General features: G+C 73.0%; 9 protein-coding genes. 3 read left to right on the forward strand and 6 right to left on the reverse strand.

Going from position 1 to position 13509, the window contains the following annotated elements:
* Nucleotides 1-173 precede the first annotated feature (173 nt).
* The 5 genes from rsgA to ACFV2J_RS11155 all read right to left on the reverse strand — a co-directional run bounded on the left by rsgA (nucleotide 174) and on the right by ACFV2J_RS11155 (nucleotide 6632).
* The gene (gene rsgA, locus ACFV2J_RS11135) at nucleotides 174-1265 is read right to left on the reverse strand and encodes a ribosome small subunit-dependent GTPase A (protein ID WP_385087418.1); all 1092 of its coding nucleotides are present in this window, start codon (nucleotides 1263-1265) and stop codon (nucleotides 174-176) included.
* Nucleotides 1266-1613: 348 nt separating this feature from the next.
* Nucleotides 1614-3092 (reverse strand): cellulose-binding domain-containing protein, encoded by a 1479-nt coding sequence (locus tag ACFV2J_RS11140; protein ID WP_385087420.1) that lies wholly within the window; start codon nucleotides 3090-3092, stop codon nucleotides 1614-1616.
* A 294-nt stretch (nucleotides 3093-3386) separates the two neighbouring features.
* Entirely contained in the window at nucleotides 3387-4742 is a 1356-nt protein-coding gene (locus ACFV2J_RS11145; RefSeq protein ID WP_385087422.1) for a radical SAM protein, read from the reverse strand.
* Nucleotides 4743-4814: 72 nt separating this feature from the next.
* Nucleotides 4815-5477: a pyridoxamine 5'-phosphate oxidase family protein gene (locus ACFV2J_RS11150; protein ID WP_385087424.1), complete on the reverse strand. Its 663-nt coding sequence runs from the start codon at nucleotides 5475-5477 to the stop codon at nucleotides 4815-4817.
* A 147-nt stretch (nucleotides 5478-5624) separates the two neighbouring features.
* Entirely contained in the window at nucleotides 5625-6632 is a 1008-nt protein-coding gene (locus ACFV2J_RS11155; RefSeq protein ID WP_385438237.1) for a hydroxyacid dehydrogenase, read from the reverse strand.
* A gap of 178 nt (nucleotides 6633-6810) precedes the next feature.
* On the opposite strand from ACFV2J_RS11155, the gene ACFV2J_RS11160 reads away from it, so the two are divergent.
* The 3 genes from ACFV2J_RS11160 (at nucleotide 6811) to ACFV2J_RS11170 (ending at nucleotide 12535) form a co-directional block, all read left to right on the forward strand.
* The gene (locus ACFV2J_RS11160; protein ID WP_385087426.1) at nucleotides 6811-8061 is read left to right on the forward strand and encodes an FAD-binding protein; all 1251 of its coding nucleotides are present in this window, start codon (nucleotides 6811-6813) and stop codon (nucleotides 8059-8061) included.
* Nucleotides 8062-8157: 96 nt separating this feature from the next.
* Nucleotides 8158-9492 carry an ROK family transcriptional regulator gene (locus tag ACFV2J_RS11165; RefSeq protein WP_385087428.1) on the forward strand — a complete coding sequence of 445 codons (1335 nt, stop codon included), beginning with the start codon at nucleotides 8158-8160 and terminating at the stop codon, nucleotides 9490-9492.
* 136 nt (nucleotides 9493-9628) lie between these two features.
* Nucleotides 9629-12535 carry a glycoside hydrolase family 2 TIM barrel-domain containing protein gene (locus tag ACFV2J_RS11170; protein WP_385087430.1) on the forward strand — a complete coding sequence of 969 codons (2907 nt, stop codon included), beginning with the start codon at nucleotides 9629-9631 and terminating at the stop codon, nucleotides 12533-12535.
* Between the two features lie 54 nt (nucleotides 12536-12589).
* Here the strand turns inward: ACFV2J_RS11170 and ACFV2J_RS11175 are convergent, their stop codons facing one another.
* A complete protein-coding gene (locus ACFV2J_RS11175; protein ID WP_385087431.1) occupies nucleotides 12590-13453 on the reverse strand; it encodes an NAD(P)H-binding protein in 864 nt (287 codons plus the stop codon).
* Nucleotides 13454-13509 lie beyond the last annotated feature (56 nt).

Here is a 13509-nt window from a genome sequence, read left to right on the forward strand (position 1 = left end):
GCGCAGGCCCGCACCCTCAGCCCGTCCGGTGTTTGAGGACGAGCCCTTCGGGCGAGGGCGGGGGTCCAGGGGGCGCAGCGCCCCTGGCGGGGGTCCGGGGGCGGAGCCCCAGGGAGGCCGAGGTCCAGCCCCCGCCCGGCACCTGAACCCCACCCCCCTGCCCAGACCCAGTGTCAACGCCCCCGTTTGGCCTCCATGGCCGCCCTCCCCTCCGCCCCCTTCCGCTTCCAGTCGCGCCGGATCTCCGCCCGCAACCGCGCGTCGGTCTTGGCGACGATGCGCTGGTTCTCCCGCAGGAGCTTGCGGTAGCTGTCGAGGCGTCGCTCGGGCAGGGCGCCGGACTCGACGGCGGTGAGCACGGCGCAGCCGGGCTCCGCGACGTGGGCGCAGTCGTGGAAACGGCAGTCCGCGGCGAGCTCCTCGATCTCCGAGAAAACCTGCCCGACCCCGGACTCGGCGTCCCAGAGGCCGACGCCGCGCAGACCGGGTGTGTCGATGAGGACGCCGCCGCCGGGGAGGGCGAGGAGGTTGCGGGTCGTCGTGGTGTGGCGACCCTTGCCGTCCACGTCACGCGCGGCCCGCACGTCCATCACGTCCTCGCCGATCAGGACGTTGGCGAGGGTCGACTTGCCCGCGCCGGACTGTCCGAGGAGCACGGTCGTGCCGCCGGAGAGGACGGCCGCCAGCACGTCGAGCCCGTCCCCCGTCTCGGCACTCACCGGGAGTACGGCGACCCCCGGCGCGGTGGTCTCGACGTCCTGGACGAGGTGACCGAGGGTGACACGGTCCGGTACCAGGTCGGCCTTGGTGAGGACGACGACCGGTTGCGCGCCGGACTCCCAGGCCAGCGCGAGGAAGCGTTCGATGCGGCCGAGTTCGAGTTCCACGGCGAGCGACACGGCGACGACGGCGTAGTCGACGTTCGCGGCGAGGATCTGTCCCTCGGAGCGCTTGGAGGAGGTGGAGCGCACGAAGGCGGTACGGCGCGGCAGATACGTGCGTACGTAGCGCGGGGTGCCCGCGGGTTCGACGGCGACCCAGTCACCGGTGCACACGACCCGCAACGGGTCGTGCGGGGTCACGAACGCGGTGTCCGCACGCACGACACCGTCGGCGGTGGCCACGTCGCACTGCCCGCGGTCGACGCGGACGACCCGGCCGGCCAGGAGCCCTTCGGCGTCGTACGGAGCGAACTCGTCCGCCCAGGCGTCGTCCCAGCCGTACGACTGGAGAGGGTGTGCGGAAGACAAAGCGGAGGAAGTCAAGGGAGACCCTTCACAAGGGTGGCCCCGGCACGCGCACTCGGGCGCGAAGAAGGTGGAAGGTCAGCCGGCGGCCACGGAGGTGGACTTGATGAACTTCTGGATGCGGGCAGCGCCCATCTCAGTGACAGCCATCGGTCACACCTCCTTCATCGCTCAGCCGGTGACGGCGGCCGACGGCCACCGCGTGAAGCGATCTTCACCCTACAAAGACCGGGTGCACCGGCGCCACCGGTTTTTCCGCTCCCGCGAAACCGGTCCCGGCCGGCGCACCGGCCCGCCACCCCGCGTCGGACGTCCGTCGCCCCGACCACCGCCGGACCGGTCGCCGCCGGACCGGTCGCCGCCGGCTCAACTGCCGTCGTCGCACCTGGCGTTGTTCAGGGTGAAGCCGTGCGGGGCCGAGTTGGCGCCGCCCCACGAGCCGAGGAAGCCGAAGGCGACGGTGCCGTGCGCGGCGACGGACCTGTTGTAGTCGGCGGCGGTGGCCGTGACCCTGGCGTCGTCCTGGGCGAAGGTGCCGTCCCACATCTGACCGACCCGCTGGCCGTCGTCGAAGGTCCAGCCGAGCCGCCAGCCGTCCAGGGCCCGGGCCGAGGTCACGGTGACGGTGGCCTGGAAGCCGTCCGGCCACTCGTTGACGATCTCGTACTTCACCTCGCAGGCCGCCGGGGCGCTCTTGGTGACGTCCGCCGGTCGCTCCGACTTGTTCGCGGGCTCGGAGGACTCTCCCTGGGCCTCCGGATCGGAGCTGACCTCCGGCCGTCTCGTCGAGGCCGCGGTCGCGGGCGAACCCGACGCGAGCACCGGGAGGGAGGGCACGGGCTCCGCCACCGGCTGCCGTTCGTCCGGCGCGCCGCTCGGGGGCGTACCCGCACCGCCGTCGTGGGAACCGCCGAAGGGCATCAGGGAGACCATGAGCGCCAGCGCCGACACGACGACGGCCGCCACCAGGATCCCGGTCCGGCCGATCCGGGGCCGGACCTGCCTGCCCTCGGCCAGGCCCGTGTCCACGGCCGCGTCCGTACGTCCGCCGGTCAGTCCCGCCTCCGCGGCGCGGCGCCGCCGTTCCAGATACGCGAGGCCGCCCCAGCCGATCACGCCGCCCGAGATCGCCGCGGGCAGCCCGCCGCCGTGCAGCCGCAGACAGGCGGCCGCCTCCGCGCACTGCACGCAGCGCGCGAGGTGGTGCGAGAGGTCCTCGGGGGTCTCGGCGCCGGGCGAGCGGGTGACCGCGTCCAGGAGCCGCGCGTAGCTGCGGCAGTCGGCGGCCATGGGCGTGTCGAGGTGGTTGCGATGGCAACGGTCCCGGAACAGCGCCCGCACCTGGGCGAGTTCGGTGGCCACGGCCGCCGGGTCCAGGCCCAGCCGCCGGGCCACGGCGGGCAGCGGCAGCGACTCGACCTCGGCCAGCCAGAGCAGGGCGGCGTCCGGCTCCTGCATGTCCTGCAGGCCGCGCAGCGCGACGGGACGGTTCAGCGGCGGCCCGGTGTAGCGCGCGGCCTTCTCGGAGTTGAGCCACAGCCGCAGATCGGGGTCGAGCCGGTGGCCCAGGCCGCCCGCCTCCCAGGCGGCGGCCGCGGCCCGGACCGAGCTCAGCAGCAGGGGGATGCGGGGCAGCCTGAGCGCTCTGCGCCCGGTGCCGGTGTTCTTCGACGCCGCGGTGGCGGCCCGCAGTTCGGTGATGCCGTGCGTGAAGGCCTCGGTCGCCAGTTGCGTGGCCGCGGCCGAACCGGACGTGCACAGATCGGCGTACGACAGGACCGCGTCCCAGCACTCCGAGAGCAGCGCGGCCTCGGCGGCGTCCTGAGGGGTCGGCAGGTCGGGCATGGGGGGCTCCTGCATCAACTGCTTCCATGTGCTACGTCAAAGAACGCAAATGCCAACTCGTCTTATGTACGGGAGAGTTGGTGACCATCTCAACGACGGGGCCCGAGCCTTTCACGGTTTCGACACAACTGACAAGCGAGGCATTCAATTCATCCGGCAAGCGGTTGCGGCGTCGCCGGGGCACGGCTCGGGGCACGGCTGGGGACACCACTCGGGACACCGGTCCCGGACGGCGGAAGGCCTCCCTCCCGTAGTACGGAAGGGAGGCCGGGACGTCTCGGTCTCAGCCGGCTCTCACGAGACCGCCGGGCCGCCCGCGTCCGCGACCGCGGGTTCCAGCGCCGGAAGGCTGTCCATGAAGGAGCTGACCGAGAAGACCGCGTTGCCCGGGCCGGGCGGGCCGTATCCGGGCGGGGAGGCCAGCCCGAAGTCGTCCATCGTGGAGCGGTACGCCTCCAGGAGGCGGATGTGGTACTCCAGCGGCGCGCCCTGCGGGTTGGCCTTGCCCAGGGGGGTCGTCGGCTCCGGGCACCAGGTGGTGAAGCGGGGCGTGATGCCGTGCGACATGAAGAAGCGCAGCCCCTCGGTGGTGGAGGCGATGGCCTCGTCGACCGTGGTGAAACCGAACGGCTCGGCCATCTCCACGCCCGCCACGAAGTTGGGGATGACGTTGCGCGCGCCGAAGATCTCCGCCGAGTCGAGGATCCGCCGGTGCCACTCGTCGCGGCCGACGTAACGCTCCTTGCCGGGGCAGTACAGCTCGAACAGACGGCGGTCCCACACCTCGTAGTTGGGGTGGTAGATCTGCACCCCGTGGTCCTTGAACCGCTGTACGTCGTCGCGCGGCAGCGCCTGCGCGACGACCTTGCCGATCCACCGCCCGGGGAAGCGCTCCTCGATGGCCTTGGCGTAGTGCCCGTAGAAGTCGGCCTCGTCGCGGCCGGCGACCTGCGAGGTGATGGCGCCGCCGGTGAGGGTGTACGCGGTGGACGCCTTGGCGGTGTCGTACCGGTCGATGATCTCCAGCGCCTCCAGGACCTCCTCCACGTCCTTGACACCGGTGTACGGGCGCCCGGCCGCCTTGTGCTGGCGCCAGTTGTGGTTGATGTCGCAGTACTGGCACTCCTCCTTGGCGCCGAAGTACTGGCAGACGCGGAAGACGGTGAGGTAGATCAGGTAGCCCCACTGGATGGTGGGGGCCACCTCCATCACGGACTTCCCGTTGGAGAGGGTGTGCCGGTAGTACTCGGGCATCGGCGGCACGCCGACGTCGGAGATCCGCTTCCCGTCGAGGTACAGCCCGAGCATCCCGTCCTCGTCGGCGGCCACCCGGTACGGCGAGGAGGGGTTGACGCGCACGGACACCACCGTGCGCCGCAGGTCGTACGGGCCGCCGGTGAGGATGATCTCCTCGGGCGGACGCCTCAGGGCCGCCTCGCCCAGTTCGGGCAGGGTGCCGTGGTCGAAGGAGAAGATGAAGTAGGACTTCGGCTTGACGTCACCGGCCGCCTCGTTGGTGGTGTCGCTCAGCGCCGAGGCGTCGAAGGCCACACCCCCGCGGAGCAGGTCCTCCTTGAAGACGGCTTCCCGTGGTACGTGCGGGAACCGCTCCATCAGATCCTCGACCAGCGCGGTGCGGCTGTCGCCCATCCCGTCCTCCTCGCTCCCGGCTCGTGCCGAGCCCTGTGGCTCGACTCCTCACGGTATGCCCCTGGTCGCGCGTCAGCCGTGCCGGGTCCCCTCGCGTCGCGCGACGTGCGCGGGCGGGGCCTGCCCGGGCGGCAGCAGGGGGTCGGGGGCGGGCGCGCCCCAGACCGCGGTGAGCGGCAGCGTCCCGGCCCAGAGCCCGAGCGCCGCGTCCGGGCCGTCCCCGTCGTCCGGGGCGCCCGTACGGATCTTCACCGAGGCCTCCTCCAGGGGAAGGGCGAGGAGGGTGGTCGCGGCCAGCTCCTTGCGGCTGGGGCGGCGGGCGTAGGCCCACTGGCCCGGCGCGGCGTGCTCGGTGAGCAGCCTCAGCCCTTCCGTCTTCTCCGCCGGGTCGGTCACCGTCCGCGGTACGCCGTGGATCATGGCGCTGCGGTAGTTCACCCCGTGCTCGAACACGGACCGCGCCAGGACGAGCCCGTCGACGTGGGTGACGGTCACACAGACCGGCGTCCCCGCCGCCAGGCTGCGGCTGGCGACGGACCCGTGCACGTACAGGGACTCCTCGCCCCGTCCGTAGACCGTCGGCACGACCATGGGCCTGCCCGCCACGACCACTCCCAGGTGGCAGACGAATCCCGCGTCGAGGATGGCGTGGAGCTCACCCCTGTCCAGGGAGCCCTGCTCACGCAGGCGGCGGTGGCGGGTGAGGTCGGTCTCGGGGAGCGGATGGTGGACCATGAGGCCGGATACTACTGATAGCGCAGCCGTTCAGCCAGCTTTCGACCGAATCAGCACCCTAGTGAGTCGATACCGACGAAATCCGTCGCGACTCGCTGATCCGTCACCGGCGTCGGCGGGAGACCCCGCCGCCGCGCACGCCGTCCGTCACGCCATCCGCCCGAGCTCCCGTTCGTCCACGCGGAACTCCGGCTCCCGGCCGGAGACCAGTCGCTCGGCCTCCCCGACCACCACCAGGCCGAGCCGGGCGAGTTCGTTGCCCTGGGAGCCCGCGAGGTGCGGGGTGACGAAGACGTTCGGAAGGTCGTACAGCGGGGAGTCCGCCGGGAGCGGCTCGGGCTCGGTCACGTCGAGAATCGCCCCGAGCCGTCCCGCCCGCAGTTCGTCGGTGAGCGCCTCGTGGTCGACGAGCGAGCCACGCGCGGTGTTGACGAGCACCGATCCGTCCGGCATCAGGGCGAGTTCGCGGCGCCCGAGCAGATGCCGCGTCTCGGCGGTCTGCGGTGCGTGCACGCTGACGATGTCGCTGCCGCCGAGCAGGGCGTCGAGCGGCAGCAGCGCGACCCCGAGCTCGGCGGCCCCCGCCTCGTCGACGTACGGGTCGGCCAGGCTCACCCGCAGATCGAAGGGGCGCAGCAGTTCGATGAGGCGACGCCCGGTGCGGGAGGCGCCGATGACGCCGACGCGGCGGCCGAAGTTGCCGATGCCGGGGAGGACCCCTCGATGGGGGAAGACCCGTTCGGCGCGCAGGCGGTCGCGGTACGTGAGGACGTCCTTGCCGGCGAGCAGGATCATGGCGAGCGTGTACTCGGCGACGGGCAGCGCGTTGGCCCCGGCCGCCGACGACACGACGAGCCCCCGCTCCCACACCGCGGGGGTCACGAAACCCTTCACGGAGCCCGCGGCGTGCAGCACCGCGCGCAGTTTCGGCGCCGCTTCCAGCACGGCCGCGTCCAGCGGCGGGCAACCCCAGCCACTGATGAGGATCTCCGTGTCGGCCAGCGCCTCCCGGACGGCGGGCCGGGTGAAGTCCTCGGCGGCCAGGACGGGATCGATGTCGACGAGGTCCCGCAGCCGGGCCAGCACCCCGGGCGGGAAGATCCGCGGCACGTTCCGCGCGGTCATGGCGAACAGGGCGACGGGGCGCTCGGACAAGGAGTCGGCCTTCCGGCTCGGCGACCTCGGGGGAAAGCGTTCTCTACGTTAGGCGTCGCCTCGTGAGAGGGTCAATGGACGGGCCGCTGGGACGCCCGGGACGACGAGGTAGTTTCCAGCAGTGGCCACCGCGCACCGCACGGCCACGCACGGCGACTTCCGTGGAGGGACGACAGGGATGACCAAGCCCCTGACCAACTGGGCCGGCAACATCACGTACACCGCCGGGGAACTGCACCGGCCACGGTCGGCCGACGCGCTCGCGGCCCTGGTCGCGCAGAGCGACCGGGTACGCGTGCTGGGCAGCGGGCACTCCTTCAACAAGATCGCCGACCCGGACCGCGGCGGCGTTCTGCTCTCGCTGTCCGAGCTGCCCCCGGTCGTGGACGTCGACACGACGGCCCGTACGGTCAGGGTCGCGGGCGGCGTCCGGTACGCGGAGCTGGCGCGCCGGGTCCACGAGCACGGACTCGCCCTGCACAACATGGCCTCGCTGCCGCACATCTCGGTGGCGGGGTCCGTGGCGACCGGCACGCACGGCTCGGGCACCGGCAACGGTTCGCTCGCCTCGGCCGTCCGCGAGGTGGAGCTGATCACGGCCGACGGTTCGGCCCTGACGATCGGCCGCGAGGACCCGGGCTTCGACGGGGCGGTGACCTCCCTCGGCGCGCTCGGTGTCGTCACCGCGCTCACCCTCGACCTGGAACCGGACTTCGAGGTGAGCCAGTACGTCTTCACCGAACTCCCCGAGGACGGGCTGGACTTCGAGACGGTGGCGGCGACGGCGTACAGCGTGAGTCTGTTCACCGACTGGGGACGGCCGGGCTTCCGGCAGGCGTGGCTCAAGCGGCGCACCGACCAGCCGCTGCCGGACTTCCCGTGGGGCACGCCCGCCACCGAGGCGACGCACCCGGTCCCTGGCATGCCCGCCGTGAACTGCACCCGGCAGTTCGGTGTCCCCGGCCCGTGGCACGAGCGACTGCCGCACTTCCGGGCGGAGTTCACCCCGAGCAGCGGGTCCGAGCTGCAGTCCGAGTACCTGCTGCCGCGCCGGGACGCGGCCCAGGCGCTGCGCGCACTCGACTCGATCCGCGGGAGCGTCGCCCCGCTGCTCCAGATCTGCGAGGTCCGCACGGTCGCCGCCGACCGGCAGTGGCTGAGCCCCGCCTACGGACGGGACACCGTGGCCCTGCACTTCACCTGGGTCGACGACACCGAGGCCGTGCTGCCGGTGGTAGGACTGGTCGAGGCGGCGCTGGAGCCGTTCGATCCGCGGCCGCACTGGGGCAAGGTGTTCACCGTGCCGCCGGAGGTGCTGCGCGGGCGCTATCCGCGCCTCGCCGACTTCCGGGCACTGGCCGGTGCGACGGACCCGGCGGGAAAGTTCGCCAACGCCTTCGTGTCGGACTTTCTCCACCCCCTTTCCTAACCCCTTGTCGAACGTCCTTCCCCGGCCGTAGCCTTGCTGCGCGCCGGGGCCCGCGGGACCCCGCCCGTGGTTCGGAGGACCGAGGTGGCAAGACCCGTGAAGCGCACGTCACGCGACATCCGCACCGCGAACCGCTACGAGGTGCTGCGCCAGATCATCGCCCGGTCCCCCACCTCCCGGCAGGAGTTGGCGACGGCCACCGGGCTGAGTCTGGCCACGGTCGCCACGCTCGTCGGTGAACTGCTCGACCTCGGGATGCTGACCGAGGTCGGGTTCGAGGACTCCGCGGGGGGCCGCCCGCGGGGTCTGGTGGCGGTCGACGCCTCGGGGGGCGCGCTGATCGGCGTCGACATCGCGGAGACCTACGTCCGTGTGGAGTTGTTCGACCTCGCGCTGAACGTGGTCGCCCGCGCCGCCGAGGACATGCGGCCCGGAGAGAGCCGCCCGGAACAGGTCGTCGGGCATGTCGCCTCGGCCGTCGACTCGGTGGTGGCGCGGGCCGGCCCCGGGGGCACCCGTGTCCTCGGCGTCGGGGTGAGCGTGCCAGGTCAGGTGGACCGCGACACCGGGATCGCGGAGTACGCCCCGAACTGGGACTGGCACGACGTCCCGCTGCTCGACCTGCTCTCCGAGCGCCTCGCCCACCCGCTCCACCTCGACAATCCCCTGCGCGCCTGCGCGGTGGCCGAGTTGTGGTTCGGTGCGGCCCGGGGGCGCGGGGACGCGGTCGTGGTCAATCTCGGCACCGGGGTCGGCGCCGGACTCGCGCTCGGCGGCGGACTGCACCGCGGGGTCAGCAACAGCGCGGGCGAGTGGGGCCACACGACGCTGGTCCTGGACGGACGGCCCTGCCACTGCGGCAATCGCGGCTGTGTGGAGACGTACGTCGGGGCGCCCGGCATCATGCTCAACCTGCGGGAGTCGCACCCGGACAGCCCGCTGTTGCGCCCCAGGGACCAGACCGCCACGATCGACGCGATCGCGCGCGGGGTCGCCGCAGGTGATCCGGTGGCGGTCGGGGTCGTCCGGGACACGGCCCGTTACCTCGGCGCGGGCATCGCGGTCCTCGTCAACCTGCTGAACCCGGAAGTCGTGGTGCTCAGCAGCTGGGTCGCCGCCGCGCTCGGTGAGCCGCTGCTGCGCGAGGTACGTGAGGCCGTCGCCCGGCACGCGCTCAGGCGGCCGCTGGCCGCCACCGAGATCGTCCTCTCCCCCGTTCCCGGCGACCCGGTCTGTCTGGGCGCCGCCGCCTTCGCCCTCGAAGGGGCACTGGACACCGTGGGGCTCAGGCCCCTGCCCGGGAGGACGGCCGTGCGCCGCCCGGTCCCCACGCGGCCGGTCCCCACGCCGGTCCCCGCGCGTTCCGCCCCTGCGGAATCCGTCCCCGAGGAATCCGCCCCTGCGAAGGGCCGTACCGCGCCGCTGTCATGACGCCGGAAGGGAGGCTCCCGCCGCACCGCACCGTCCGTCCCGCCCCTGGTGACCGTCGTCCGTGTGTCTCCGCCCACAGCACCAGCGGGTGCGCGGGCTCGCGCGAAACGGCGCCCAGGGCCGAACGAGGAGACTCATGTCCTTCCGTACCCCGCCCAGGCCCCCGGCCGCCCCCGGCCCGGAGGAGCTTCCGTCCACCGCCGACTACGTCGAGGACGTCACACCCAGCGGCGAAGCACTGCCGCCGCGCGCCCGGTACACGTCCTCCGACGCCATGACCCTCTCCCTGAACGGCAGTTGGCGCTTCCGCCTGTCCCCCACCGCCGACGCGCAGGACGACTCCTTCGCGGCGCGGGGCTACGACGCCGGCGACTGGGACCGGGTGGCCGTGCCCGGTCACTGGGTGCTTCAGGGACACGGCGCGCCGATCTACACCAACCACCGCTACCCGTTCCCGGTCGACCCGCCGCGTGTGCCGACCGAGAATCCGACCGGCGACCATCTGCACACCTTCGACCTGCCGTCCGGGTGGCCCTCCGACGGCGGGGCGGTGCTGCGCTTCGACGGCGTCGAGTCCTGCGCCCGGGTCTGGCTGAACGGCACGGACGTAGGGGAGTTCAAGGGCTCACGGCTGCCGCACGAGTTCGCGGTGGGCCCGCTGCTGGAACCCACGGGCAACGTGCTGGCCGTCCGGGTCCACCAGTGGTCGGCGGGCTCGTACCTGGAGGACCAGGACCAGTGGTGGCTGCCCGGCGTCTTCCGTGACGTCACGCTGCTGCACCGTCCGGCGGGCGCGGTGCTCGACTTCTTCGTGCACGCCTCGTACGACCACGCCACCGGCGCCGGGACCCTGCGCGTCGACTCCGACGTGGACGGGCGGGTGACCGTGCCCGCCCTCGGCATCGACATGGCGACCGGCGGGTCCGTGACCGTGCCGGTCCGGCCGTGGACCGCCGAGACACCCCGGTTGTACGACGGGGTGCTGGCGACCGAGGGCGAGCGCGTCCGGCTGCGGATCGGCTTCCGCACGGTGGCGCTGGAGGACGGCCTGATCAAGGTCAACGGCAGGGCGATCCTCTTCAAGGGCGTCAACCGGCACGAGTGGCATCCGGAGCGGGGCCGGGCCCTGGACCTGGAGACCATGCGCGCGGACGTGCTGCTCATGAAGCGGCACAACATCAACGCCGTCCGCACCTCGCACTACCCGCCGCACCCCGCCTTCCTCGACCTGTGCGACGAGTTGGGCCTGTGGGTGATCGACGAGTGCGACCTGGAGACCCACGGTTTCGGCGCGCAGGCCTGGCGCGGCAACCCGGCGGACGACGACCGCTGGACCCCGGCGCTGCTCGACCGCGCGGCCCGCATGGTCGAGCGGGACAAGAACCACCCCTGCGTCGTCGTCTGGTCGCTCGGCAACGAGGCGGGCACCGGACGTGGGCTCTCCGCGATGGCCGGGTGGATCCGCGGCCGGGACCGCTCGCGGCTCATCCACTACGAGGGCGACCACGACTGCCGTGACACGGACGTGTATTCACGGATGTACACCGTCCACGACGAGGTCGAGCGGATCGGCCGCGGCCAGGACGGCGGACCGCCCGAACGGCGCGGACTCCCGTTCATCCTCTGCGAGTACGGCCACGCCATGGGCAACGGCCCCGGCGGACTGGCCGACTACCAGCGCCTGTTCACCTCCCACGACCGCGTCCAGGGCGGCTTCGTCTGGGAGTGGATCGACCACGGCGTCAAGGACGAGCGGTACGGGTTCGCGTACGGTGGCGACTTCGGCGAGGAAATGCACGACGGGAACTTCGTCTGCGACGGGCTGGTCTTCCCGGACCGGACGCCCTCGCCCGGACTGGTCGAGTACAAGAAGGTGATCGAGCCGGTCCTGATCGACGGCCGCGCCGCGGACGGCACCGTACGGATCACCAACGCCCACGACTTCGCGGACCTCTCCGCGCTGGCCTTCACCTGGTCGTTCCAGGTCGACGGCGAGACCGTCGGGGCCGGCCCGCTGGCCGTGCCCGCCCTGGCCCCGGGCGAGTCGGCCGTGCTGGGACTGCCGGAGCCGCCCGTCGGCGGAGGAGGCGCCGAGACGGGGTGGACGGTACGGGCGCTGCTGGCCGCGGACACGGCGTGGGGACCGAAGGACCACGAGGTGGCCTGGGCCCAGATCCCGGTCGCCGCGCGTACGCCGATCGCCATGACCCCCGGCGCTCGGCCCGTTCCCGGCGACGGCCTGATCGCCCTCGGCCCGGCCGTCTTCGACGCCCGTACGGGAGCGCTGCGTTCGGTCGGCGGGGTCGGCGTCACGGGCCCGCGTCTGAACGTGTGGCGTGCGCCGACCGACAACGACGACGGCGCCTCCTGGCAGGCCGATCCGCGCCTCGGCCCGCTCTGGCGGAAACTGGGTCTGCACCGGATGCGGCACCGTCTGGAGGCGGTGGAGCGGGGCGACGACGCGCTGACGGTACGGACCAGGGTGGCGCCCGCGGCGTCCGCGCTGGCCCTGCGCGCGGTGTACCGGTGGACGTCCGACGGGACCCGGCTGCGGCTGACCGTGTCCGTGGCTCCGGAGGGCGACTGGACGCTGCCGCTGCCCCGGCTCGGGGTGCGGCTGGGGCTCGCGGGCACGGCCGACCGGGTGAGGTGGTTCGGCGGCGGCCCCGGCGAGGGCTACCCGGACACCAAGTCGGCTTCGGTGGTGGCTCGTTGGGGGTCGACGGTCGACGCGCTCCAGACACCGTACGTCCGTCCGCAGGAGAACGGTGCCCGCCCCGACGTCCGCTGGGCGGAGATCGGCGGACTGCGGGTCGACGGCGAGCCGGAGTTCTGGTTCACGGCGCGCCGCTGGACGTCGGAGCAGCTCGACGCCGCCGGGCACCTCACGGATCTGTCGGCGGGCGACACGGTGTGGGTCGACCTCGACCACGGCCAGCAGGGCATCGGCTCCCAGTCGTGCGGACCCGGGGTGCTGCCGCGGTACCAACTGCGGGCCACGCCCGCGGAGTTCACCTTCGTCTTCGCGGAGACGGATGACTGACCGACGGGGACCGCGGCGGGGCGGGCCGGCGTGCACGCGTGGACGGAGCCGGCGTCAGCGGGTCCGGGTGAGCGCCGGCTCCAGGACCTCCGCCAGGGGGATCGTGGGCCGTCCGAGGAGGTGGCCGAGCGTGGGGTCGGCGGGCGCGAATCCGCCCTGACGGCTCGCCGCGAACAGGCCCACGAGCAGGTCGGCCGTCGGCTCGGGGAGCCCGTGGGCGATCAGGCCCCCGCGATAGTCGGCGTCGGAGACGACGACCCGGCGGACCGGGCGGCCCGTCAGCCGCGAGGCGAGCTCCGCGACACCGGCCAGGTCCAGCGCCTCGGAGCCGGTGAGGGCGGGCGTCACCCCGTCGAGGCCCTCCCCGGTGAGCGCGAGGGCCGCCGCCGCGGCGAGGTCGGCGTGGGCGGTCCAGGCGACCGGCCCGTCCTCCGGCGCGACCAGTTCACCCGTCCTGGCCGCCGCGCCGAGCAGCATCACGGCCGACGTGGCGTAGAAACCGTTGCGCAGCGCGGTGAAGGCGACTCCGCAGTCCCGCAGAACCGCCTCGGTGGCGGCGTGGTCGGGCATCGGCGGGAAGGGCGAGGACGGGTTCGCGCCCATGTGGCTCGTGTAGAGGACGTGCTCGGCGCCGGCCGCCACCGCGGCCTCGACGGCCGTGCGGTGGTGGCGGACGGCCGCCTCGCCGGTGGCGTCCGTCGACACGACGAGGACCTTGGCGGCGCCCTCGAAGGCGTGGGCCAGGCTCGCGGGGTCGGCGAAGTCACCGCGGCGCACGCGCACACCCCGGTCCCTGAGGCCGCGCGCCCGCTCCGGGTCGCGCACACTGACGCCGATCCGCCCGGCGGGCACGCGCTCCAGCAGTTCCCCGACGACGGCCCGGCCGAGTTCGCCTCCGGCCCCGGTGACGATGATCATGATGCCCTCCACACTGTTTCCACTGATAACGGAATGACGTTTTCACCGTTAAGCCA

The sequence above is a fragment of the Streptomyces sp. NPDC059668 genome (assembly GCF_042734135.1).
Taxonomy (GTDB): Bacteria; Actinomycetota; Actinomycetes; order Streptomycetales; family Streptomycetaceae; genus Streptomyces.